General features: G+C 50.2%; 16 protein-coding genes and 1 pseudogene. 15 read left to right on the top strand and 2 right to left on the bottom strand.

The window, feature by feature from the left end:
• Positions 1-4: 4 nt before the first annotated feature.
• The 14 genes from ACVKSX_RS13385 (at position 5) to ACVKSX_RS13320 (ending at position 23,346) form a co-directional block, all read left to right on the top strand.
• A complete protein-coding gene (locus ACVKSX_RS13385) occupies positions 5-1,240 on the top strand; it encodes a phage tail sheath family protein (RefSeq protein WP_163762713.1) in 1,236 nt (411 codons plus the stop codon).
• A gap of 2 nt (positions 1,241-1,242) precedes the next feature.
• Positions 1,243-1,695 (top strand): phage tail protein, encoded by a 453-nt coding sequence (locus ACVKSX_RS13380; protein ID WP_242459353.1) that lies wholly within the window; start codon positions 1,243-1,245, stop codon positions 1,693-1,695.
• Positions 1,692-1,859 carry a DUF5908 family protein gene (locus ACVKSX_RS13375; protein ID WP_163762714.1) on the top strand — a complete coding sequence of 56 codons (168 nt, stop codon included), beginning with the start codon at positions 1,692-1,694 and terminating at the stop codon, positions 1,857-1,859. The genes ACVKSX_RS13380 and ACVKSX_RS13375 overlap by 4 nt, the downstream gene beginning before the upstream one ends.
• Positions 1,856-2,545: a CIS tube protein gene (locus ACVKSX_RS13370; RefSeq protein WP_163762715.1), complete on the top strand. Its 690-nt coding sequence runs from the start codon at positions 1,856-1,858 to the stop codon at positions 2,543-2,545. Before ACVKSX_RS13375 ends, ACVKSX_RS13370 begins: the two co-directional genes overlap by 4 nt.
• The gene (locus ACVKSX_RS13365; protein ID WP_163762716.1) at positions 2,542-4,110 is read left to right on the top strand and encodes a phage baseplate assembly protein V; all 1,569 of its coding nucleotides are present in this window, start codon (positions 2,542-2,544) and stop codon (positions 4,108-4,110) included. The genes ACVKSX_RS13370 and ACVKSX_RS13365 overlap by 4 nt, the downstream gene beginning before the upstream one ends.
• Positions 4,111-4,130: 20 nt before the next feature.
• Positions 4,131-4,553, top strand: coding sequence for a GPW/gp25 family protein (locus ACVKSX_RS13360; protein WP_163762717.1), 423 nt, complete (start codon positions 4,131-4,133; stop codon positions 4,551-4,553).
• Positions 4,550-4,969, top strand: a complete 420-nt coding sequence (locus ACVKSX_RS13355; RefSeq protein WP_163762718.1) for a hypothetical protein — start codon at positions 4,550-4,552, stop codon at positions 4,967-4,969. Before ACVKSX_RS13360 ends, ACVKSX_RS13355 begins: the two co-directional genes overlap by 4 nt.
• A gap of 75 nt (positions 4,970-5,044) precedes the next feature.
• The gene (locus ACVKSX_RS13350) at positions 5,045-6,868 is read left to right on the top strand and encodes a baseplate J/gp47 family protein (protein WP_163762719.1); all 1,824 of its coding nucleotides are present in this window, start codon (positions 5,045-5,047) and stop codon (positions 6,866-6,868) included.
• Positions 6,861-9,824 carry a hypothetical protein gene (locus ACVKSX_RS13345; protein ID WP_163762720.1) on the top strand — a complete coding sequence of 988 codons (2,964 nt, stop codon included), beginning with the start codon at positions 6,861-6,863 and terminating at the stop codon, positions 9,822-9,824. Before ACVKSX_RS13350 ends, ACVKSX_RS13345 begins: the two co-directional genes overlap by 8 nt.
• Complete coding sequence (locus ACVKSX_RS13340; RefSeq protein ID WP_163762721.1) at positions 9,814-10,887, top strand: hypothetical protein; 1,074 nt, start codon at positions 9,814-9,816, stop codon at positions 10,885-10,887. The genes ACVKSX_RS13345 and ACVKSX_RS13340 overlap by 11 nt, the downstream gene beginning before the upstream one ends.
• A 393-nt stretch (positions 10,888-11,280) precedes the next feature.
• Positions 11,281-12,897: a contractile injection system tape measure protein gene (locus ACVKSX_RS13335; RefSeq protein WP_354439100.1), complete on the top strand. Its 1,617-nt coding sequence runs from the start codon at positions 11,281-11,283 to the stop codon at positions 12,895-12,897.
• Between the two features lie 34 nt (positions 12,898-12,931).
• Entirely contained in the window at positions 12,932-15,022 is a 2,091-nt protein-coding gene (locus ACVKSX_RS13330; protein ID WP_163762723.1) for an ATP-binding protein, read from the top strand.
• Between the two features lie 75 nt (positions 15,023-15,097).
• The gene (locus ACVKSX_RS13325; protein WP_163762724.1) at positions 15,098-15,979 is read left to right on the top strand and encodes a DUF4255 domain-containing protein; all 882 of its coding nucleotides are present in this window, start codon (positions 15,098-15,100) and stop codon (positions 15,977-15,979) included.
• Positions 15,980-16,260: 281 nt separating this feature from the next.
• The gene (locus ACVKSX_RS13320) at positions 16,261-23,346 is read left to right on the top strand and encodes a hypothetical protein (RefSeq protein WP_307378420.1); all 7,086 of its coding nucleotides are present in this window, start codon (positions 16,261-16,263) and stop codon (positions 23,344-23,346) included.
• A 56-nt stretch (positions 23,347-23,402) separates the two neighbouring features.
• On the opposite strand, the gene ACVKSX_RS13315 is transcribed toward ACVKSX_RS13320, so the two are convergent.
• Positions 23,403-24,607, bottom strand: a protein-coding gene (locus tag ACVKSX_RS13315; RefSeq protein WP_163762730.1) for an IS3 family transposase whose coding sequence is annotated in 2 segments (ribosomal slippage) — positions 23,403-24,289 and positions 24,289-24,607 — 1,206 coding nt in all. Because the reading frame shifts where the segments join, the coding sequence is not laid out codon by codon here.
• A gap of 157 nt (positions 24,608-24,764) precedes the next feature.
• Between ACVKSX_RS13315 and ACVKSX_RS13310 the strand changes: the two are divergent.
• Positions 24,765-24,997 (top strand): annotated as a pseudogene (locus ACVKSX_RS13310) (transposase); the annotation flags it as partial.
• A 132-nt stretch (positions 24,998-25,129) separates the two neighbouring features.
• Here the strand turns inward: ACVKSX_RS13310 and ACVKSX_RS13305 are convergent.
• Positions 25,130-26,098: RHS repeat-associated core domain-containing protein (locus ACVKSX_RS13305; protein ID WP_457170932.1), on the bottom strand; the 969-nt coding region annotated here is incomplete at its 5' end.

The raw sequence follows: 26,098 nt of genomic DNA, 5'->3' as shown, positions 1-26,098 counted from the left end.
ATTGATGACAATGGTTCTTCCTGGGGTTTCGTATGATGAAACACTGTTAACGCAAGCGTCAGTCGACGATCCGGTGACAATGCCCCTGTTTATCGGTTATACCCTGGCTGATGTTACGATTCAGAGCACGGCGATGCAGCCCGTCAGCGTGAGTTCACTGACGCAGACGCTCGCCCTCTTTGGTCAACGTGGGACGCTGGCGTACTCCCTGCGCCACTTCTTTGAGAACGGTGGACGGCAGTGCTATGTGCTGTCCCTCGGGCCATCGCAGGGAGAACCGGCCGCCCGTCTGCAAGCGCTGATTGCCGCATTACAGGCACCGCAGATGCTGGAGACGCTGTTAGCGGATGACAAGACCGGCCTGGTCCTGGTACCGGAGATGAGTGAGCTCAATGAGATTGATAGGTTCGGGGTAGCGGAAACGGCGGATGTTGACGTCGATGCACTGTGGTATCAGGGCTGGCAGGCGTTACTTACGATGTGTCATCAGGCTCCGCAGCGCTTTGCCCTGCTGGAGTTACCGGACTCTCCGGCGCATGCCGTGACGCTTACCGGTCAGTCTTTTTCCGCAGACTTGTGCCAGCGCGGGGCGGCCTGGTGGCCACGACTGGAAACCAGCTACGAAGATGAGGCGTTGGCACCCGTGGTGTTGTCACCTCTGCCTGCCGTCGCAGCGGCCATTCAGCGCAGTGCCCACATTAATGGTGTCTGGAAGGCACCGGCCAAAATCTCATTGGCCAAAACCCTTCGACCAACTCAAAGTATCCTAACGTCTCAGGCCTTGCTGAAAAATCGTGGGGTGTCCTGGAACCTGATTCGCAGTTTTGTCGGGAAAGGTGTGCGCCTCTGGGGATGCCGGACCTTGCTCAATGAGGAGAACACGGACTGGAGCTATATCCAGACTCGTTTGCTGGTCAGCAGCGTGGAGAACTACCTGTGCAAACTGGCGCGCGCTTACCTTTTTGAGCCGAATACTGCCCTGACCTGGATGAAATTGAAGGGCCAGGTCTGGACGTGGTTGCGTCAGCAATGGCTGGCCGGAGCCTTTTTCGGCACGGTGGAGGATGAGGCCTTTTCGCTCAGGATTGGGCTGGATGAAACCATGACGGAAGACGATATTCGTCAGGGAAAGATGATCCTTCAGGTAGGTCTGGCGCTGCTGGCTCCCGCGGAGTTCGTTGCTATCAGCCTGACGCTGGAACTGCGCGACAGCACGGCCCGCTCGCAAATCGGAGGATAATCATGATGAATACACCCGCGGTATCCCATCGTTTTATCGTCAATTTTTTATTTAATAACATTCCCAGTCCGTTTGACATCGCTTTCCAGCGTGTCTCCGGATTGTCGCGGACACTGGCAGTCAGCCAGCACAGGGAAGGGGGCGAAAATGCCCGCAACCTCTGGCTGGCAGACCAGGTGGATCACGGTAGCCTGATACTGGAGCGAGGCGTGATGAACGCCTCTCCTCTTACGCTGCAGTTTGACCGTGTTCTGCGCCGGGAAAGCACGCAGTGGGCTAACGTGGTCATCATGTTGCTTAACGAGATTTCATTACCGGTGACCACCTGGACGCTGAGCCATGCACTGCCGGTGCGCTGGGAGATGGGCGACCTGGATGCCCAAAGTAACACGGTGCTCATCAACACACTTGAGCTTCGCTATCAGGATATGCGCATACTGGGGATAAAATTATGACTGTCGAAATTCGTGAGTTGATTGTTCAGGTTGAGGTCACCGAGTCTGACCCTTCTGCCCCATCCTTACCGTATGCGCAAAACCGCGAGTGGGACGACCAGCGGTGGGTGGAGATGATTATACAAGAGGTGCTGGAACAGTTGCTGGAAAGGGGGCGTCAGTGAGCTTACTTGAACGGGGGCTGTCAAAGCTTACCCTTAACGCCTGGAAAGATCGCGAAGGGAAAATCCCTGCGGGCAGCATGAGCGCGATGTATAACCCAGAGACGATTCAGCTGGATTATCAGACGCGTTTTGACACCGAAGACACCATTAATAAGGCGACGCAAAGTAACCGCTATGTGATTTCCGAGCCGGTCGGCCTCAACCTGACCCTATTGTTCGACAGCCAGATGCCCGGAAATACCACTCCAATAGAGACGCAGCTGGCAATGCTGAAATCCCTTTGCACAGTGGATGCGGCCACCGGATCACCTTATTTTTTGCGCATCACCTGGGGAAAAATGCGCTGGGGGAATAAAGGGTGGTTTGCCGGGCGCGCCAGCGATTTATCGGTCATCTACACGCTGTTTGACCGTGACGCCACGTCGCAGCGGGCCACCGTGCGGTTAAGTCTGGTAGCGGATGAAAGCTTTGTTATTCAGCAATCTATTAAGGCGCAAACCGCCCCCGACCGTGCACTGGTGAGCGTACCGGATCTGGCCTCACTGCCGCTGCTGGCGCTCAGCGCCAGCGGGGCACTGGCCAGCAGCGTCGATCCGTTATCGCTGGCCTGGGATAACGATTTAGATAATCTGGATAATTTTCAGTCCGGCGATCTGCTGCGGGCGACGACAGGGGGAGAAGGATGAGCCATATCACCCTGGATATTGCGGGCCAGCCGAGCACATTGGGGATCCGTCGTTTGCGGGTTCAGCAGCTGATCAATGAGATCCCGCTGGCGCAGCTGGAGCTGCGGATTCCTACTGATAACCATGGCGAAGCGGATAACGCGGTACAACGCGAAATCAGTCGTTTTAGCTTGGGCGCCCGCCTGGTGATAGCTAAGGATAACAAGCCGCTTTTCGACGGTTATCTGGTGCAAAAGAAGATGCAGCTGAAGGGGAAAGACTGGTCCGTGCGGCTTGAGGCCCGCCACGCGTTGCAGAAACTGACGTTTTTGCCCCATAGCCGGGTATTCCGTCAACAGGATGACACTACCGTCCTGAAGGGGCTACTGCAGTCTGCGGGAGTGAAACTGACGCAAAAAGCGGCGGCGCAGCTGAGCAGCAAGCACGATCAGCTGATCCAGTTTCGTCTTAGTGACTGGCAGTTTATTCGCAGCCGGCTGATGTCCACCAATTGCTGGCTGGTGCCCGATGCCGCCAGCGACACGGTGGTCATCCGCCCGCTGTCTGACACGACAACGGCCTCCCGACGGCTTGCTCGCGACAGTGGCGACTACACGCTGTATGAAATTAATTTGAATTTTGACAACCGCTTTACGCCGGACAGCCTGTCACTGCAGGGATGGGATATTGGCGCACAGCGACTCACTCCGGTGCAAAAAAGCGCGGCCAGCGCGTTTCGTCCCTGGAAGCCTGAGGGTGAGATCGGTCAGTCTTCAGCCGGGCGGCAAGACTATGCCCTGGCGTTCAGCATGCTGCCTGAAGCGACGCTGCAAACCCTGTCTAGCTCCTGGCTGAACTATCAACAGATGACCGGCGTACAGGGCCACATTATGCTGGCGGGAACCCGGGACTTTGCCGCGGGCGAGAGTATCACCCTGAGCGGCTTTGGGGCGGGGCTGGACGGCACGGCGATACTGAGCGGGGTCAATCAGCTGTTTGATACGCAGCACGGCTGGCGAAGCGAGCTGGTGATTGGGCTACCGGCGTCCATGCTGGAGCTAGTGCCACCGGTGCGGTCGCTGCATATTGGCACGGTAGCGAGTTTTACCGCCGATCCACAGCATCTCGATCGGATCGCCCTGCATCTGCCGGCTCTGAATCTGCCCGACACGCTTATTTTTGCCCGTCTGAGTAAGCCCTGGGCCAGTAAAGCGAGTGGATTTTGCTTTTACCCGCAACCCGGTGATGAAGTGGTTGTAGGATTTATCGACAGCGATCCGCGTTACCCGATCATCCTGGGTGCGATGCACAACCCGATAAATACTGCGCCGTTCCCACCGGATGAAAAGAACACCCTTAAGGGGCTGATTGTAAGTCAGTCTGACCAGACACAGGCCCTGATGATCGACACCGGGGAGAAAACGCTGAAGCTTATTGCCGGCGACAATGCTCTCGCCTTAACCGGCGAGGGTGACATTGCTATGCATGCACCGAATGCCCTGCAACTGCAGGCTGAGGGTAACCTGTCTATTAACGGTAAAAAGCAAGTGGAGATCACCAGCGCGAAAATTAACATGAAAAAATAATCTATTAAAGTGAGGGTGCGATGAGTAACGACATTTTGAAAGCGACCCTGGGGCAATGCTGGGCATTTCCACCGCGGTTTGCTCCCGATACGGGCGTGACCCTTACGGCGGGCGTTGATGCGGTGATGCAGAGTCTGCGCGTGTTGTTTATGACTGAACCGGGAGAACGCATCATGCGTGAGAGCTATGGCGGGGGCATGCATGACTTTATCTTTGAGAATATCACTGGTGAACTGCTGGCCAACATCCAGAACCGCATTGAAGAAAGCATTCTGCGGCATGAGCCCCGGGCACTGTTAAAAGACGTCATCATCCAGCCGGACACACAGGACGCGAGCCGTCTTCGGGTGCAGATCATCGTGTATCTGTCGGGAACGGATCTGGTTGAGACGGTCGACGGGACGCTGAATATCTATGACGGCCAGACGCTGAGGTTACTATGAGCAACCTGGTGGTCATTGACGGTGACGCGCTGAAATTTGAAACCAATTTTGGTGCCAATATCGTAACGCCCACTGCGCCCTGCCTGATTCTCGGCAGTGGGGAGGCTGAAATTACGAACAAAAAAATCTGTGTGCTCGGCGACGAGAGCAAAGTGTCTATCGCAGCCACGTACATCAAGTCCACACACCCTACACCGGGAACGGGAAAAATCGAGATTATCGCGTTGGCCACCGATCAACAGGCTACATTCGTCATGACAAGAACGGCCGTCATTGTGGTCGGTAGCCAATTTACCACACTTTTTACTCCCAGTTCCCCGGCGAAGGATCCGCAAGGAAAACCGGACCCGAATGTGGAGCCTACGAAAGGAACCGGCACATTTATCAACAGTCAGTCGTTTGTCACCGCCGGGTGAGTCATTGCGCTGCCGATAGGGCTAAAACGGACTCTGCATGTCTTCTTTATTATCACCTAATCAATGGACAATATCATGTCTGACCTGGAGCAACTGAAACAGAGAGTGGGCAGCGGATTAACCGACCAGACCTTTCTGCTGGATCCACGGACAGGGAAGGACCTGCTCAATCTGGTAGCAAAATATACCGAAGCGGTGCCATTCGCCGGCCATACCGACGCTGACTGGAACCGCTTCTGGATGGCCGGTCGCACGCCGGAGGCGCTGAATGACATCTTTCAGCATCCCGAGCTGGCAGAGAAAACGCTGCCGGTACAACAGGGTTTTCTGCTGGCCCTGCTGCATCTGCTTGAGACACCCAGAACCCTCCTGAAGACGGTGCCGGCGCGGCACCGCTTACTTTACTACCGGGATTTACTGGGGTTTGCTCCCCGAGCTCCGCAGCCTGATAGCGTGGCAGTGAGCTTTACGCTGCAAAAAAATGCGTCCCCGTATGTGTTACCCGCCGGCAGCCTGCTTGATGGCGGCCAGGACAGCGCCCTTAACAGCATCACCTATCAGACTGACGACAATCTCCTGATCACCGGCCAGCAACTTGAACAGCTGTGCTGGACGGCCCAGGTCGGGAATACGTGGAAACGGTATACAGCCATCGACAGTGCGACGGGCGTTACGCTACCGGCTGAGGGGTTGCGGTTTTTTACCGAAGTGGGGGAAGGGATAATCACTCAGGAGAAGGCTCTCGTGCTTTATCTGGGATTCAGCGGGACGTCAGCGCAGGACACCCTGTCGGTTTACTGGTCTGTGCGTGCCTCATCGGCACTGGATCTGGCATGGTGTTATTACAACGGTAATGACTGGGCTTCGCTGGATGCCGGGATACAGGACGATACGGCGGGCTTGTCCGTCAGCAACCTTTGGCAGGCGCGGCTTCCGGCGGACAGTCAGCCGGGTAGCAAACGGCTAGAAGACGACGAGCCGCTGGAGGCCGGTTATTACTGGATCAAAGGCACGCTTAAAGAAAAGAAAGAGGCAGGGTACGAGAACGCGCCCACCGGGACGATGCCGAAACTGCAGGCTGTACTGGCCAATGCGATGACCGCGACCCTGAGTATGGCGCAGGCAATTGATGACAGCCACTTTGCTCAGCCATTACCGGCCAATACCGTCAGCCATCTGGTGACGCCGGTTGCCGCCATCAGCGACGTTCGCCAGCCCCTGCCTTCTGTCGGCGGGCAGCCACGGGAAACGGAGGCTGCGATGTTACAGCGCGCCGCGACCCGGATTGCCCACCGGCAGCGGGCGATCACCTGGGACAATATGCGTAGCCTGCTGACGGAGCACTACCCGGAAATTTTTGATGTTCGTCTGCCCGATATGGACAAACTGAGTCGTCTGCCCGCGCCTGAGGTGCAATCGCTGATGGTGATCCCTGACGGCCGTTATGGTGACAATGATGACGCATTGCGCCCGGCGTTGAGTGAGGGAAGGCTGACCCGGATGGCACAATGGCTGGCTCATTACACGTCGCTGTGGGCGGCGCCGACGCTGAAAAACCCGAAATATATCGATGTAACGGCCCGCTATCTGGTGACGTTCGTGACGGGTATTCGCCCTGATTATGGTTACCGCCAGCTCGCGGCGCAGTTGCAACACGACTATATGCCCTGGGCGAGCGATCGACGCCAGGCAGTTACGCCAGGCAATCAGGTAGACTACTACCGTCTGCTGGCCACGCTGCAACAATCACCGCTGGTGCAGTCCGTGAACACACTGGTCCTTATTCACGACGTTAATGATGAAAAGGGCATACCTACATCGGTGGAAACACAAAGCACCGTTATCGCCAGGGATGACGAGGTTCTGATTTTGTGTCCGAAAGGAGAGACTGATGTCTAAAGAAAACGCCCTGTTCCCGGCGGTGAAAGACCTGATTGCTTTTGATACGCTATGGCAACAGGCTCACCAGAAAGTCACTGCGCTCAGTGGTGAAGTCTGGACGGATACCGGCGATCACGATCCGGGCGTCACCCTGTTACAGTCCGTAACCTGGAACTGTTCTGACCTCAGCTACCGCGCGTCGCTGTCTCTGAACGATCTGCTGACCCGTCAAGATCAAAGCACGCTGTTCCCGGAAGAGTTCGGTCCTGAACAGGTGCTCACCTGCAATACGGTGACGGCAGAGGATTATCGCCGGGCCTTACTGGACATGCACAGCAGTGATATTGACACGCTGGACACTCCAGAGCAGGATTTTTTATTCAGCGATGTCAGCCTGATTCAGGAACCTGAAAAGAACCGTTTTCGCTGGTGGTACAATGCCGAAAAACGCGAATACAGCTTCACTAAGCCGAAGGTTATCAATGCTGTAGACAGTATAGCGCTGTCTCTGCGGGGAAATTTATGGCTGTCGCTGGTCCCGACCCGTTATACCCAATCGCTGTCGCCCGAAAACCGGGCGGCAATGGAGCAATACCTGGCTACCTTTCTCACAGAGCATCGTAATCTCGGTGAAATGGTGTCGAGCATTATTTATCTGCAACCAGTGACCTTTAGCCCGCGGATGACGATTGAACTGGCCGATAACATCAGCAACATCAATCAGGTGGCGGCGCAGATTTATAAAGTCACCGACGCGTTTTTATGCCCGGCAGTTGCTCGTTATACCACCGAACAACGGCGTGCGTTCGGTGATGCCGATGACGCCATCTTTGAGGGGCCGATGCTGAAACACGGCTGGCAGCAAACGGTGCCCTCGCAGATTTCATCAGGAGGATCCGTCATCAACCTCGGCCCGCTGGTTAACCAGTTACTGACTATTCCCGGCGTGGCCAGCCTGAGGACGCTGTCGGTCGATACCGGCGATGATCACATTAAGGCCGTTGAGGGTGAAAACTGGCGCTGGCATGTGGCTGACGGTTATTATCCTCTGCTGTGGGGGGCGAAGCCGCTGGAGCTGCTGGCCAGGGCAGGCAGCCCGTTAACCCTGGTGTCGAAAGGCGGTATTCGTAACACGCTGGACAGTGAGGCGATGGCGCACTATGTTCCGCAGAAACACCTGATTGTCACCGCGCCTACGGTGTTACCCGCCGGCCGTTTTCGTGAACAGACGTGCTATATTCCCGTCGGGCAGCGCCTGCCCGAATGCTATGCCCTGCAGCAGCCTGATGCCGTGATTGACGACAGGACCCGCGCACTGCATCAGTTTCTGCTTCCTGTCGACCAGCTGCTGGCTGACTGCACGGCAGAGCTGGCACTGTTGCCGACCTTACTGTCATATAAAGACCGAGGCGACCCCATTCGGGGAACCCGCTGGCCCTATACGAATGCGATGGTACAACAGGCTATTCATCAGCCCTACGCGGAAACGCTGGAAGCGATTGCGCAGCAGGACGCGGCTATCTTCACGCAGAGTAAGCAGCCTGTTGAGGCCAATTTTGCCCGCGAACTGGATTTTCTTCAGTATCTGCTGGGGTATTTCGGCACCCAGCGGGCCGCACTGCCGGTGACGCTGGATTTGCCGGATTTTCTGGCGACGCAGCGGGCGTTTCTGGCGCAGCAACCTGCCTTAGGCTATGACCGTATCAATATCCGTATTGACCGAGTCTCTGCTTTGCAAAAGCGCATTGCGGCACGTATCGGCCTCGACAGCAACTGCTTTGCTGAAAATCCGGACCTGAGTAAACTGCCGTTTTACCTGATTGAGCATCGTCAACTGCTGCCCCGTATTCCGGACAGCTCCTTTGACAGTGAACAGACCCCAGCAGAATTTTGCTTCAACGACCCTTACGTTACCCTGACGCAGGCGGACACTGCCGGCAAGGTGGTGCAGGGGCAGCTTATCGATGTGATTGCGATTGAAGGGGAGAGTCGACTGAACGTCAGAAGGCAGCTGGTTATTAATGCCGATGCGAGCAGTTTTACCGTCAGCACGAAAAACAGTCAGCAATTGCAATACGCCCTGCCACGGCTTCAGGCGGCATGGGCGAGTTGCAACCTGCGCTGGCAAAACAGCAATGTCTGGCTGCAGGATATGGATTACCGGCTGAATTATGCCGAGGAAGCAAAGCAACCTAAAGATCTTAATCAGCGTTTACTGGCGAGCAATGCACAAAGCCCGTACCCCGCTATGGTCAGCATCGGTGATGTGATTGTCATTCGCCTTGCCGACCTGGACTTTTCTCAGACAGGGGAAAAGGGCTCGCGCGCGGCCACTTTAGAGGCGGACTGGCAGCTTAAAGCGACCGTGATAGCAGTCGATTCGATTGCGGGCACGTTACTTATCGAAAAACTTATCGAAAAAGAGGAAGGCGAAGAAGAAGAGGACGCCAATAAAGAGGATTTCCCCTCAGTGGAGAACAGTTATCTTTACCAGTGGGCATTTAGTGACTCAAATTATGCGACGACTGACCGGTTCTCCTTTGTGGTCAGCGCAGTGCTCAATCGCCGTCTGATAGAGAGCCCCGGTATTGTGCCTGACCAACTGATAGCCTGGGTACAGGAAACCATTATGGCGGAGTTCCCGGCCCATGTGTCCCTGATCAATCACTGGCTTGATGAGGCCTCCTTTAACAACTTTGGGGCGACCTATGCGCGCTGGCAGAACAGCGGCATGCCCCTGAATGATAATGCTTATGAGCTCATGCAGATGCTGACCCTTGGGCATATCCCTGTTACCCGTCTGGACATCGGCCTGATGCGCATCGCCACCGAGGATCAGCGCAATATGGTTGTCGGTGACGGCAATGACTGGAATGAAGACGCCATCCTGCAAGAAGAGCTGTTCTACGTGCCAAAAACTGAGCCAACCATCCTTAAAGATCATGACGAATCTGGAGAGCAAAATGACGGATAAAACCCCTAAGGAAAAAGCAAAAAACCTCGTGAATACTCAGGCTGCATCAGCAAAAACCACGGACACAGAGCGTAACAGCGAGCCACAGCCTACAAACCTGCCTTCGGCCGATGATCTGAAGGAGCGCTTTAAAGCCGGCAGTATTCCACTGCAGACGGATTTTGCAGATATGATTGATCTGGCAAATATAGGCCGTCTGGCGGTGGGCGGTGCTAAAGATCAATTCGAGCCGGCAGATGGGTTTACCCTCTCACCACAAGGGCTTTTGCAGTTAAAGCCCAACGAGAATAAAGGGATTAGCGTTGATCAGGACGGCGTGGCGGTTAAAGTGGATGATAAAGGTATCGAAGTTGATAAATCTGGCGTTGCGATCAAAGAGGGGAATGGTATCGAAGTTGATCAAGATGGCGTGGCGGTTAAAGCAGGGGATGGTATCAAAATTGATAATAAGGGCGTCTCTCTGCGGTTGGGGAAAGGGCTGAAACATAGTAATGGCGATCTGGAGGTTAACTGTAAATTAAACGGTGGCCTCAGCGCTTCGAAAGAAGGCACATGGGTTATTGCCGGCAAGGGTATTGATGTAAATAATTCAGGTGTAGAGGTGAAAGCCGCAAATGGCATCGAGGTGACCAGTAATGGCGTGAGCGTCAGACTTAGTAACGACCAAAGTGGTTTGAGAACGGATAGGGATAATAGCCTGGCATTAAATAAATTTGCTTGGTTAAGAACAATGTGTGGACTTCATGAAGCCCAGTTTTATGTTTACGAAGCTGGAATTGCAGTATTTTTTTGTAATATTGATCGGGGCTGTGTGGCATATGTATATGGCCGAAATGGGAAATACATGTCATTTGATGAAAAGAAAATTATGTTGGAAAATAATAATCCCCAGAGTTCATGCGCACTATTTTCATCACAGGGGTATGGGGTCACAAGTATAATTACATGGAAAGAAACACATGCCAACTCGGGAATTGTTTTCAAATGTGAGGTAAAGAGTTTTGTCAATGATATTCCAAGTTACCTCATTGAACTTAAATTAATAAGCGCACCAGTAATGTAATGGCCTGCTTTATATTGTAAGGTAAAGCTGTGTCCGGTTCCGGGAATCGAGTCAAACGTCCGGCAGGTTACATTTTCAAGAAGTTGAGCCAAATTCCCGGAATTCAACGAGATGCCATTAATCTAATAATAAGATGCACTCAATCGATGTGAAAAGGCGGCTTACGCTTGACAAATTCGCCGCGCGCGTTCAGTCAGGTCGTTAATAACGCCAGCTTGCTCCTGCTGTAGTTAACTTTTCCTCAGCTATTTGCTCAGTCATATCTCTGGGCAGAAGTATCCAGCGCGGGGGCAGCCCGTATAAAGTCTCGACCGATTAATATGGGGTAACCCAATTGAGAACGGTTTATCTTTATTATGAAGCTATAATGTCTGTGAGGTTTGAAGTTTATTTATGGCTCACATCTTAATTCATAAGGTAAAATGTATAATAAAAATGGACAGGCAACTCTCCGGGAAGAGATTGCTACATTCTTCTTCATTAGGTTCTGATAGTTTTAAATCTGCTCTTCCCCAGGGCTTGAGTAATAACACGGCTAAGATATCACTCCGTTTGAATACGCTGACACTGAATCTCGGTGTTATTCCGGTAGCGCAATTTGACACGCAGTTTATACAGCGACTTTCGCAGGCATTTGCACAATGTCTCTTCCGCGAGCATGCGTTGATCAGAGGGCCACAAGAAACGGATATCCATGTTCCTGATATAGCAGTCCTGGAGAACCGACTTCACGAATCCAGCCCCGGCGAAACACAGGTTTTTCAATGGGCGCAGCTCTGTTTACAGCCCTCCACTCTTAAATCCCTGATACAGGAGAGTTCTGCGAACCAGCTTCAGCGAATACTGAAGCTTTTACTTGAGGGGGCATGCTCTCCCCCGCAAATTCTGCCGGTGTTTTGGTATGACCGGGTGACAGCCAGTCGGTTATCTATAGCGGCCATACTGTTCCTGCTTGAAAGCCAGCAAGGGCATAACTGGCTAATGCATCATCACTCCCCCTCAGCCAGTCAGGTGGCTGACTGGGCAAACGCCATTGCCCGGGGGGAAATTCCTCCTGAACAGGTCTTGCAGTTATTGAGCTGCAACCGGCCTTTCGAAAGCATATCGCTTGGGCAACCGGCCTATCCCTCCCTGATCGTGATGCGCTGGTTGTTGCCGTTATGGCGACAGCCAGCTGTGCGCGAGGCGATTCATCGACAAAAAGGCAGGCAGGGTGTGTATCGCCTTGAGGCTCATCTGAGTCGCAGTCTACAACGCCAGGATGATGTCATGAAGAAAAAAAAAGGGACGCATTCCTTTCCCGTAAAGGTTGTACTACCACAAGATAAAGCGGTTTTATCTCCGGACCGGGGAATGGAGTTCAGCACCCGGCAGGCTTCACCACCTCGGGATGACACCTCGTTACCGGAGAGCGAGGCGGTGCCAATAATTTCCCGACGCACTGTGCCGCCTGTGAAAGGCGGATCCCTTTCGCCGAATGAACCGCGCTTGTCGGGTCAGGTGATCAGCAACGCCGGTTTGCTCCTGCTGTGGCCGTTATTTCCTCAACTGTTTTCTCAATTGGGTCTGTGGAAAGAAGGGCAATTTGTCAGCGATGCGACGCGGTGGCAGGCTGTGTACGGTCTGGATCGACTGGTCTGGGGGGAGACGGATTCGCTGGAGGAACGGTTGACGTTGAATCAGGTGTTATGTGGGGTTTCCTGCTCAACCTCCGTACCGCCGCTGACACCACTGAGTCTGTTGCAACTGCAACAGATTGACGGCTGGCTGACAGCTATCAGCCAACAACTTGCAGGCTGGCAGAAATTGAGTCTGACAGATGTTCGGCATTTGTTCTTACAGCGAACGGGTGAAATAAGCACGGAAGGGGCAGTCCTCCAGATCAATGTGTGGCCGGAACCCTATGATTTCTTACTCAGAGACTGGCCGTGGCCAATGACGCTGGCGTCTTTCCCGTGGGCTGAACAGCCACTGACCATCGTCTGGCCGCTAAACGGCCTCGCGGGATAAACAGCCGCTATTTTCTATTTTATCGGATATCAATATGACGCTTTCTTCAACCTTTCAGTCCGCGTTTATCCCGCAGGGTAATTGCCAGCTGTCACTATTGTTTAGCGAGCTGGAACGTATCGATCTGCTATTACAGCATTATTATTACTGCCATTCAGCGCGTTACGATGGACCTGATGGGTTTCTGCTCAGCGAAGGGGAGGTTGTGGCACGAATGCAACACCCTCTCGGGCGTCCTCACTGGGCCGATATCGCACAGCCGGCATATCGGGAGGTAAACGGGCAGCCATTGCTGGCAGAAGGTTTAACGGACCTGATAGATCGTTTTGAACTCACCGACTTTGAACGGGACACTGTGCTACTGGGACTGCTGCCCCATTTTGACAACCGTTATTATGATTTGTTTTCCTGGATCCAGCAGGGAAGGCAAAGTCAACTGCCCAGCTTTTCACTGGCTATCATGCTATTTTGCTCTACAGACAGTGAAAAGCGGGCACAGCAAGCCAGTTTTCTGCATCAGGCGCCGTTAATGAGCTGTCAGCTGTTAACGATTGAGGAGAGTAAAAAAAATCTGGCATGGAGCCAGACCTGCTTTATGACCGACAGCAGTGTGTACCACTTTTTACTCGGGCATCATTATCTGGCGGCGGCGTTAACACCGTGGGCTGAATGGTCCTCCCCTCCAGCGTTGCCCTTTTATCCTGCCAGCTTGAAACACGCGCTGGCAGATGTGTTACTGACTGACGATATTGAGCCGCGCCCCGTGGTGTTGCTGCGCGGAATGCCGGGTAGCGCCAGAGCCCATGCGGTGTCGTGCATTTTTGCCTCCGAAAACCGGGAGACGCTGCAGGTCGATATCGGTAAGTGCACCGAGAGTGATGATGATGTGCTGTTACTGCATTTAACCTGTCTGATGCGCGAAGCCCGTATGCGCGGTGCGGGGATGGTGATCCGCAACCTGCAGGCCCGGATGGAAAAGAGCGCTTCACTGCCAAAGAGGTTCTCTGAGCAACTGAACCAGCCGGGATTAAGAGTAGTGTGTCTGGTGGAGCCCTATGCCCCGCCTTTATGGCTGAAAAAGACGCCCACATTACAGATAGAGATGCCGGTGTTGACGCATGAGGAAAAAACGCACCTGCTCAGGGATTGCCTGCCTGAACGACGTGCGGCGGATATGGACCTTATCAGTCTAAGCCAGCTCTACACTTTTACCCCGGAAAGCCTGCCGCTTATTGTGCAAGAGGCCGAACTGTATCGGCAGCAACGTGACCCAGCGGATGTTCTGCAACAGTATGATATTCGCCAGGCGCTCAGTTTACGCACACAACAGAATTTTGGCGCGTTAGCGCAAAGAATTACGCCGAAGCGGTCGTTAAATGACCTGTTGGTGTCAGAAAGTCTCTGGCAACAGCTCCAGGAAATCCTTACGGCTATCCGGTATCGGGAAAAAGTTCTGGCCGGCGGTTTTAAAGATAAGGTGGGCTATGGCGTCGGGATTAGCGCGCTGTTTTACGGCGACTCGGGAACCGGGAAAACCATGGCGGCGGAAGTGCTCGCCCATACCCTGGGTGTCGACTTAATCAAGGTTGACCTCTCCACGGTGATCAATAAATACATTGGTGAAACCGAGAAAAATCTCTCCCGTATCTTTGATCTGGCAGAGCAGGATGCCGGTATCCTGCTCTTTGATGAGGCCGATGCCTTATTTGGCAAGCGCAGCGAAACCAAGGATGCCCATGACCGGCATGCCAATATTGAAGTGTCTTACCTGTTACAAAGGCTGGAAAGCTTCCCCGGACTGGTTATTTTGTCAACCAATAACCGCAGCCATCTCGACAGTGCATTTAACCGGCGCTTTACATTTATTACTCGCTTTGCTTACCCGGATGAAACGCTACGACATAAAATGTGGCAGAAGATATGGCCGAAGAATACCAAAATTTCACCTGACGTGGACTTTGAAAAATTAGCGCAGCGGGCAAATATTACCGGCGCCAATATCAGGAATATTGCTCTGCTGGCCTCTTTCTTTGCCGAAGAAAGTGACAATCATGAAGTCAGTTCCGACCATATAGACGCAGCGTTAACCCGTGAGCTGGGCAAAACAGGGCGGTTGGCTATTTAATTCGCCGACTTAATACTCCGTGTCAATAACGCATCATGGACAGTGATGACGTACTATTAATTAAGAGGAACGAGTGTGTCTAACTATCAAACTCTGCTCGACGTGAATAATGCGATGAACAAGATGCTGCGCGCCTATGTGAATGAGGATGTGGCAATCCGCTTTGATTTACCCGATGTAGGTGCCATCCAGTCTGATGCCGCGATAAGCGTGTTTCTCTATGATATCCACGAAGACCTGCAGCTGCGTACTACAGAATCCCGCGGATTCAATGCCGGCTCGGGTCGATTATTACCCGGGTGGGCCAACGTGAAGTGCAACTACCTCATTACCTATTGGGAATCAAACGGCCCCGCCACGGATGCCGGCAACCCAGACAGTCAGCCCGACAACCAGGCCATAAAGGTGATGTCCCAGGTTCTGGCGGCGTTGATTAACAGCCGTCAGTTAGACGATATTCCCGGAGCCTATACCCAGGTCATCCCCCCCAAAGAAAATCTGAACAGTCTGGGTAATTTCTGGCAATCGCTGGGCAATCGTCCGCGCCTGTCGCTCAACTATTGTGTCACTGTACCGATTAGTCTGAGTGATAAAGAAGAGAAAGTTACGCCGGTTAAATCCTTGTCTGCTACCGTTGAGCCAAAAGCGCCCGTTTCGCCACAGGTTGTTTCTGATGTACTTCGGGAGCAATTGATGATGGAGCTGGGTGGTGATTATGATGCCCGTCTTGCGATGAAGCACGTTAATCTTGATGCCTCGCCGGTTGCTACTCAGGGTGGGAGTGCGGCTGAAATCACTGTATCGCTGCGGATTTCCGGTATGACGCAAACAGGATATCTTACTCGGATGAATAACGTTTTTAAAAAATGGGAAGAAGATGAGGTTGCGGTGGTCACGCCTGATGGCTGCGGCGTGTATATCAGCGCGATTGATAAAACAGAACTGACGGAGATCTAAATACATTCTTCAGTGGCAATGTGCATTATATCCAACGTCTGTGACCTGCTTACCACATTGCCCTCTGACGTCTGTATGGCCTCGCTGATATTGTAAACCGGTGTGTCCTCTGTCATCTGTTATGCATCCCGGACAACCTGAAACAGGCACAGCTAATAGCAATGTTATTACCAGCCAGACCCACATCGCTATTCGTGCCGGAAACTGAGTAATTTTATAGTCATCCGTTTACATCATTTTTCACAATGCAGCCGCAAATTTAAAAACCTGAGGGTAGTCTTATGCCTTATGCCAGTGAACTTAATAAATCAGATAAAAAGCCAACAGAAAAAGAAAATTTTGTCACTAGCACAGAAAGTGAAAAAAAACTCCCCGCTGGTGCTCCATCATCCTTATTTACAGAAAGTTTAGATGAAGAAATTGAAGCCGACCTGGACGAAATGAGGGCACACCTGCAAGCCATTATAAGTAACGCGCTGCCTGGGTTTTATGAGTTCCAGCAGGCCGGATATAACCTGTTGCATCCTAAAATGGTCGATATTGAAGCATTGCAGACACGGGTCAATACAATGCAAATACCGATATTGATACAACCACAGCACAAGTTATTGGAACAGGTCGCCAACGCCTTTCTGGACCGGTTCAGGCTGTTAAAAAAAGAGAATGAATGGCATAGCAACACACTCGAGTTTATTAAATTTCGCACGGAGGTGAAAAAAGCGGGTTGGGAGGAGCCACAACAGCGGGATTATTACCAGGCTATTAAGCATGCCAATCGCCTGAGCGGTTATCTTTCAGGGACGCTGGACCTTGTAAGTCTCCTCAGTGGGAAGGCGGAACAGCAGACTTCGCCGGATACCTTCAGGCAGGCAAATTACGATGTACTCCTCAATGAACTTCTTCCGGTAAATTCAGATGCGCATAATAATCAGTATGCCGCTACAACGCGTGGAAATCTGACGGGGAATCGGCCTGATAACATAAAATTCAATGCCATCGTGGATTCAGTCACGCTTGATGAGAGGATAGCTCGTGAGAGACTGAGCGCCGGGATAGAGGGGCTGGCGGCTAGGTTGTTAAGAGGAATTACACTGACCAGTAATTACGCGAAAAAGACACACGAAACAGATATAACCCGCGAAATTAAACGCGAAATTGCCTTTCTCTGCCAGGCCTTGCAGTCAGTTATCCATGTCGTTCAGTACGCAGGGCAACAGGTTCAGCCTGAAGCGCCCCGGTTACTTCAGCAGAAGGGAGCCCGAACCAAAACAGAAATTGCAAAACAAGAGCTGGGAAAAACGTGGAGTACGGTGGGGCAAAAAGTGCAGGGAGCCATAGCCAGCGGGCGAACTCTGTCTGACAAGTTTAACAAAAATAAACACCGCATTGTGCATGCCTTTCCTGGTTCTGCTCCCTCAGATAAGAATGGAGACAGTCATAACATAAACAAGGCTGTTTTTCAGGTCGGCATAAGGCTGCTTGATATAATTCAGCAGGCTACGTCTGACATGCATAAGGCCTTACAAGCTTCCCGCCCATTACAGCAAGCTGTAACGCATTACAGTGGGCTTGATGAGATGTTATCGGCCATGCCGCATAATTCAATTCTGGATGCAAAGTTACGCGCTGAGTCTGGCAGATGGCAAAAAAAAGCAGAAGAGTCAAAAGAACAGCTACAGCAATTACTCGGAACAATTACGACGCTGTCTGATGAGAGAATGAAACAAAGCTACCTGTCTGCGCTAAGAGATGAATTAAAAGCTGCCACTAACCCGCTGGTCTCAAATAATATTATCCGTGATTTTGATACACAGGTAAAAGCCACTGTGGAGGGTTTATCCGGCATCCAAAAGGCATTGGGCCAGACATTGTTACGTCTTTCCTGGCATGGTAAAGCCGGCGGTAAAGAGTTGGATAAACTTACCGTGTCCTGGTTACTTCAGCTGAAGGACATAAAGGACAAACTGAAAACCGGGATCATGCAGGCAACCGGGCAATCGATTAACAATTTTTCCCGTCAGGGAATGTTAGCCAGATGGATGGCAGAATGGAGTGAAGCGGAGAAACAACGCTATCTGGGCACGCTCTCCGCAGAAAGTCGGGTGGTAACAGAAAAGCACTATGACACCGTGTTTTTTGAATTGATCCAGCACTATCTTCCCCTGTTATCTAAAGAATCAGATCCGCAAGGAGAAAGACTTCTTGAGCGGCTGCGCCTTGAAATGGGCAATGCCGCTGAAGGTAACACGCTCTACCCTGCGACAATGGCTGATATTCTTGCAGGGATGAAGAGTGGTGAACAGGCAATAAGAGACTGGTCAGAAAAAAAACTGATTAGAGGAGCTTTTCTGGCCGTTTGTCTGGATGCCGTTACGCTGTTGCCGAATCTGGCCGCACTTCCACTGCGCTTGCCGATTAAATTTGCTGTTACGGGTGCAAAAGTGGCATGGGGAGCCCATAAAGGTCGACAGGGAATACGTGGAGGTGAAGGTGATGTCACGGATGAAATAGCCGAATTCGCCAAACAAAGTTACAAAACCGCTACTATTAAAATAGTCCTTTCACTTCCCCCTGGGCTGGCAACGTCGCTGGGGGTTGCATCGATTGCATGGAGTGTTTATGAGGGCGGACTGGAAGGTGCCGGGAAAAAGATAGCTAAACATATTATCGGGGAGGCACCCTGGCGTGCGCTGGATGCGGGAAGTAAAGAGGTGGCTGAATCTTATGTGACTACATTGATAGATGCTGCGACAACCGAAGAGCAAATCACTTCAGTAAGTCACTCATCGCCGCTGCTGCCACAAACGGATGTTAAGTCGTTCTCTGATGAGCATGATTCGGATTCTGAACGCCCCCGTGTTCGGCGTAGACGTGCAGTGACGAATGCGGCACTCTTTGACTCCCGGTCTCCTGAAGGGGGTCATAACATCCCATCCGACGCAAAATTACAGTCAGAGCATTTTGATTTTGATCAAGGCATTCGTTATGAAAATTTATCTGATGAGATGAAAAAACAAGCATACTTAAATGCCATTAAATTTGTACTGCTTCAGATACAGAATGATACAAGCTTACCCGATGGAATCCGAAATAGGGCCAGCCTTGCCAGAATAGGTGCCAGCTGCCTCGTTCGTGTTGATATCGCAGGGTTTTTGCTTAATAACACGATATTCCTTCCCGATAAACCTGGTGCCAAATCTGGTGTGCTTATTCGCCTGGACTCTGAAGTGTCTTATTACTCTGTTAATAAAGGGACAGACCTCTTAGCAGATGTCAGATGGGCTTTGCCTCATAATGGGGATAGGCGAACAACAAGAAGATATAAGGTGCGCGGCGAAAAGCGTTACAGAACTTTGATAACTCCGAGTGGTGTTGAAGCTTTGGACATGATGAGGCGTGAGGATGGTGAAGATAATTTTGAGCTAAGATTTAATTCTAATAACCCAAGGCCGATGAACATAGTGAGTCTTTCAGCAACGCTCGCCGATACAATTAAGGCTGATTATAGTCGTAGAAAACTAACAATCACCAATAAATCATTAATTGCCAGGGCGATTGCCGGTGCTCATATTCCTGACTCTGAGGTCACTGCAACTTTGAATTTACAGCCAAGGCATGTTGGTCAAGAAATTATTTATAAAAATTTACCTGACGAGAAGAAAAAACAAACCTACTTAAATGCCATTAAATTTTTACTGCTTCAGATACAGAATGATGAAAGCTTAACATTAGGGGTTCGAAATAAAGCCAGGCTCGCCAGAATAGGCACCAAGTTGCTCGTTCCTGTTGATATAGGGGGGTTAAACCTTAATAACACGATATTCCTTCCCGATGACTCTGGCGACAAATCTGGTGTTCTTATTCGTCTGAACTCTGAAGTTCCTTATTACTCTGTTAATAAAGGGACAGACCTCTTAGCAGATGTCAGATGGGATTTGCCTTACAATGGGGATGAGCAAACAACAAGCGTAATTTCCTTTGGCGGCCAAGCGGCTGACAGAATGGAGACAAATCCTAGTGGAGTTGAAATACTCAACAGCATGAGGAGTATTGGACATGAAGATATTTTTAAGCGAAAATTTAATTATAATAATCCAGGAGCAATGGACATAGTGAGTCTTTCAGAAACGCTCGCGGATACGATTGAGGCTGATTATAGTCGTAAAAAAGAAACCATTACCAACACAATACTAATTTCCAGGGCGATTGACGGTGCTCATCTTCCTGACCCTGAGGTCACTGCAACCGAAGTTAGAGAACAGCCCGACTCATCCCTGGGTGAGTTAAGTCCGACAGGGTTTCTGAGGTCATTTTCAAGACCCTTCGCTGCCCTTGCTAAAGATATGCAATTAGTTGTTAGCTTTATCAAGGGGGAAACGCCACAGGAAACAGAACAACATGTTCATCGGGCTGTATATATAGGTAACTGGTTTGATGCTACTGCCGCGACTTTCAACTCATTCACGCCGGAGGGGTGGATGATTAATAGCGCTCAATCGGCAGCGGGAATTGTTGCTGATATATCGGAAAGAAGAGAGATTGATCCAAAGTCGGTTGCTGGCTTAGTTATTGGGTCCATCCCTGGCGATAAAGTTGCAGCTAAAGTCGGAAAGTTCACTCGCATTGGCGGTAATGTTGTTAAGTACGGGCTTTTGCTTGGCAATAAGGTGGTCGACCTGGCTATCGTAGGGAATAGCATTAAAACCGCCGCACAAACGGGTGACCCTCTTGACATCTATCGGGCATGTCTGGCCAGTGGAATGAGTGCTGCACATTCTTATAAACTGACAAAAAATATGTCGTCAGAGCTAAAAATACGTATAAAAATGGATGGCAGTGCTAAACTGAATACAACTCAGTCAGACGTTGTGAATAGTCCGGAGGCTCCTGAAAATGGTGAATCAAAATCTCAAAGGCGTTCACCGCAAGATGAGGGTGCAGAGAATTTTCAGGAGGTTGCAGTATATGCCGGCCCTTCCGGCAGACGCCAGGGGGATTTTGGCCGGCCGACTGAACATCGTATCAGGCTTAATAAATTTACTAGGCCTGTGTTAGGAAATAAAATTACAGGAGTAAAAATACAGTCTTTTAATCCTAGAACCCTGAGATTTAAGGGGGATGATAATTTTGCTCTTGCCCATGTCGACAACAATTTTAAAGAGTTTGATAAAATCATACCCGCTGAAACGCAAGCCGCTTCCATTAATGACATGGAAATAAAGACAGACGAATTGTTAAATTATCTTAATGATTTTAAAGGCGGTGATAAAGATGATATCACCAATAATCTTAGAATTATCAAGTCAGCTTTTGAGGATATAAAGCGAAGTAAAGAACATGTTGACACTAATGTAGAGTCTAGCATTTATATGCTGGTTAAAGAAAATTCAAATCATGAAGATATAAAAAATCATTATGCTCTTGCCGATATGCGTTATTTATTTGATAAAAGAGATGTTTCTATTAACTATCTTGTTGCGCACCCTTACGTTGTTATCAATAAATACCCTGCATTTAGAGATTATTTGATAGATAATAATCACATCCCTGCTTCTGATTTCGAAAGGTATAATATAAAAAACGTAGCTAGGTATCTTGGGCTTAATGCGCTTAGGATTGAAACGAAATATTACGATTCCTTCCCGGGTAACAAGGTGAAAAGTTTTTCGTTTAATGGAGCAAATCCTATTACGCAAAGATTAGGTTCTCAAATTGAGAGTGTCGCTAACCTTCTCTCATTCAAACCAAAAACTAACAACCAAGACCCTGACGATGGAATGGATGCGTTACTTACACGAAGAAGTGTTATTGATCCAATTCAGGAGAAAATACAGCATCTCAAAGGTAATGTAAGGAGGGAGTTCGCGCCTGTTAAGCAGATAGAGGAAATTAACGATAGTCATGCAGACGTGACTTTACAACTTTTATTGGAATCCCAAGACGCGGCAATTGTCTCTGATAATATTAATCGAAGCAAAAATAGCGAAGATATTGATATAAGAGACTTTTCCCATGAAGTTATTACCGCTGTTGACCGGTCATTTGAAAAGGTAAGTTCCGTAAAGTCGCTTTTTGAACATGCTGAGTCTCAAACTTCAATAAAATCTGAGTTGAAATCATTGCTAAATGAAGCAACTGGATTGAATGATGAGGTTGTTGTGGATATTGATGATGTGCAAGTGTCTGACATATCCGACATGGTCTACAATAGATTTAAAGATAATATCAATGCTTTGGATGGTTTTCTTTCAAGACAAAAATCAGATGGCTATAAATCTTTCGTTTTATTCAAATATAATAATTTTGATCCATCCAAGCCTGACGCTTATGCCCTACCTCATGACAGTAAGAAAAGAATTCTCCTGGCTGTGCTTCCCGAATCTCAGCGCCACGGAAGGTTAGTTGACACGGTGACCCACGAGGCATCACATAACGCTTTTTACGCATTAGACCATACCTATATAGGTAACGTGCGGAGTGAAACAGTTTCATTTCCTTCCTCATTTGATTTATCATATCGCGACCCAAATCATTTTTATGAGAATGACAGGGTAAGCAAATTGAGTACAAAGTATGCATTGGGATTACCCGATAGTGCCGAACCTACCCAAGAGCAACAAACCCTTGCAAAAGTTATTTTACAAAACAGCAGGCTTGTTAAATCAGACACACTTCTGAATGCTGCAGAATATAATGCATTTATGATTGACGTTCTAAGCCAGGCAAGAATACAAGACTCACATATCAAAATCGAAAAAGCCCCCTCCAGAAATAGACGCTCAGCTTCCGGGTCAAGCTATGAGCGAGATAATATAATTATGCTGGCTCTATTAAAAGTTGCTCTTCCTATTGTCAATAAAGTTGTTACTCCGAGTGAAAATGAGCAGGAAAGGGCTCTGCCGGAAAAACAATCAGGCAGAGGTGACATCAACGGGCAACCGGAAGTACAAATGGTCAGAGAAGATAACAACGCCCAGCCTGTAATACAATCAGGCACAGGCGATAACAACGGCCAGCCGGTGATAGCGGACATGAGTCTTCCAGTATCTAAGGCAGCACCAGACTTAATACGCTTTGTTGAAGAAGCAAAATCACATCCTTCTCATCAGTATGAAGGGCCTTATAGGCCATCTGCAGGGGAATTTATAAGGACAGCAGGCGAATCAATTTATGTTAAACGAAACGGGAATAAGTATATTTATATAAACAATGAATACTTCCCATTTACTCATGGCAGTGGTAACTATTCTTTAGATACAAATCCAGATTATAGAGGTAGATTAGGGATAATAACCATCGGGAATAGACGTTTTAAAATTTATCGTGAAAAATGGTGGTGGAGTACGAAATCATTTTTAAATGACTGAGGAGATACGGTGTAGTGGCTGAATTTGACCCTGTATACCCAGACGTCTTTTCTCTCTTACGGTTGTGATAACTTTCTGCGTATATATTCCCGTGGCGAGCGATATCCCAGCGCGCTGTGCGGGTGATGTTCGTTGTAATGACTGATCGTCACCGCCAGGTTCATCACCGCTGCCTGGCTGTCCGGTTTTGGCATTACACTGATGTAATCCCGTTTTATCGTCTTCACGAAGCTTTCTGCTAAGCCATTGCTTTCCGGGCTGCGAACTGCGGTCGTGCAGGGCTCAAGTCCCGGCATCCGTGCAAACGCCCGCGATTCATGCGCTCTGTAGGCTGAACCGTTTTCTGTCAGCCATTCCACCGGTTCTGACGGCAGATGCCGGCCGAAGCGTTTTTCTACCGCACCCAACATGACGTCCTGCACCTTTTCTTTATCACAGCCACCGGTGCTCGCTGCCCAGTCGATGATCTCCCGATCGCAGCAGTCCTGTGCGAAGGTTACCCGCAGCTTTTCACCATTGTCGCAGCGGAACTCGAAGCCATCTGAACACCAGCGCCGGGTGCTCTCAGTGACCGATACGCGCCCTTTATGTGCACGCTTACGCTGTGGATCATCAGGTTTGCGCTCCAGCAGAAGGTGATGAGTGCGCATAATCCGGTACATGCGTTTTGCGTTAACAATAGGAAGCGCGTCACGCTCTGACTGTCGCCGCAACAGCGCCCACACCGGGCGATAACCATATGCGTGCAGTTCGGCGACCATAGTATATATCCGGGATAACACCGCAGTATCGTTAAAACTGGCATGCATCCTGCGATCCTGCCAGTCAGGCGAACGGCGGACCCTGAGACTCAGTTGCGCACGCGACACTCCAATACTGCGGCTGACGTCGCTTATTCGTCGTCCTCTGGCAACAAGGGCGCATGCGCAATCCATTTTTTTGTCCGGCCGAACTCCACGGCCTCTTTGAGTATTTCAGCTTCCACCGTTTTTTTGCCCAGAAGGCGCTGAAGTTCGCGGATTTGCTTATTGGGAGCAGCAAGTTCGGAAGCGGGAACGACTTCTCCGCCTGAAGTGACGGCGGTCAGTGAACCGTCTTCATACCGCCTGCGCCACTTGACGATCTGATTAGCATTGATACCGTGCAGTCGCGCGACATGAGACACGGCCATGCCCGGTTCCATAGTCTGCTGAGTAATGGCAATTTTTTCCTGCAGAGTACGACGCCAACACCCCTCCGGTCCTGATAATACTTCAACCATATTATTCTGAATGGTGTTAAACATAGTTCCAAGACTACCTCTTATTTTAAGAGAGGCGAAGTGTCTGGTGATCCAAGGAGCCACTCTAGTGGAATAGTAAATTTGGCCACCTGATTAGAGGCGATATCATCACCTCATAGTCAAAACCTTTGACATCATGACCGGACATAACAGACGCAATTTTAGCTTCTTGTTTCGCCTTGAAGCTGCACAGCCTGTACCCGATCAGCACTATACCGTTGGCGCTGCTGCCATTGCGATCAATGTCGGCAAATCCATGATGGACAAATGGGGTCGACATCTAAAAAAAGAGCGAGCGGGAAATCCCCCATAGCTTCACCCATGACATGCGAGCAGTTTGAGATACGTGAGTTAAAGAAAATTTTAGCTGACCACCACAAAGAGCAGTTTTGCCGGTTAAGTGATATACAGAGTGTAAAGTGCAGTTCTGGTCATGCAAATTCTTAAGCTGCCCAGTACCACCAACACTCACGCCTCAGGAGTGCTATTTTCTTACTATGATCAGCTGTATACACGCTGCCTGCTTCTATCAAAAACGGCACGGCAATGTATGGCATGAACATCGGTTATTTCTGGCCGGTATATTTTTATCGCCTCAATTATCGTATCGGTGAATTTTTTCGGCATCCGATTTTCAATCGCCATATTTGATATCGGCTCAATGCAGATAATATCGTACTCTGCTGTAGGTAGCAGATGCTCACCTTCAGAAGCGTTACTCAGGCTGTATTTATGAGTTACTTCGCCAGAGCGTATCGTTTCGACAGGTACCGGGACATCTTCAGCATAAAACTCTTCGGTGGATAGTGCGTTGAGGATATCAAAGCCAACGCCGGACATTGTGCTTTGAGTATGCTCAGAATAGTAATGCAGGTTCACACCCTGAGGAATCACAACCTTTTCCCGGTAAACTTTACGATACAGCGACATGCCTCCATGTGCAAAAAGTACGGCCTCAGTAGCACCCTGAAGCAGGCTTTTAATTATTACACCGTTGTGATTAAAAATGGTTCCTGATCGCGACTGCGTAAATACTGAGGCTGCTTCTGCATGAGCAATATCAGCCAGTGCGACTGGCCAGTTTTCGTTTGCTACCCTACGTAACAGTTCGTTGGCCCTTGCCAGTGAATGTTTCCCTGCTATCTCAGCTAGTGGAACCTCACCGTAAAATTCGCGCAGATTATCCACTCCAGCGAGAATGCTTACGGAAATCTCTCTCGCCTCATTTTCCGTGCTGGGAGGATAAGTTTCTTGAAACGGTTTGACCACCTGAGATACTGACTCTGAGGAACGAAATGAAGCAACCCTTTTTAGCATCCGCCCATCGATATCAATTGAAGAAGTTGGGTTGTTACCGACATAACTGAAGGTATTTAGCCCGTCCACGGTACCTGCCGGGTCGGAGCTCAGCCACCGGCCCGCCCACGGCTGGTAGTACCGGTACCCGTAGTAGTACAGCCCCGTCGCGTC

The organism is Pantoea sp. PvP021, assembly GCF_054056055.1.
The sequence above is the reverse complement of the archived record's forward strand: the minus strand, read 5'-3'. Positions and strand labels throughout refer to the sequence as shown.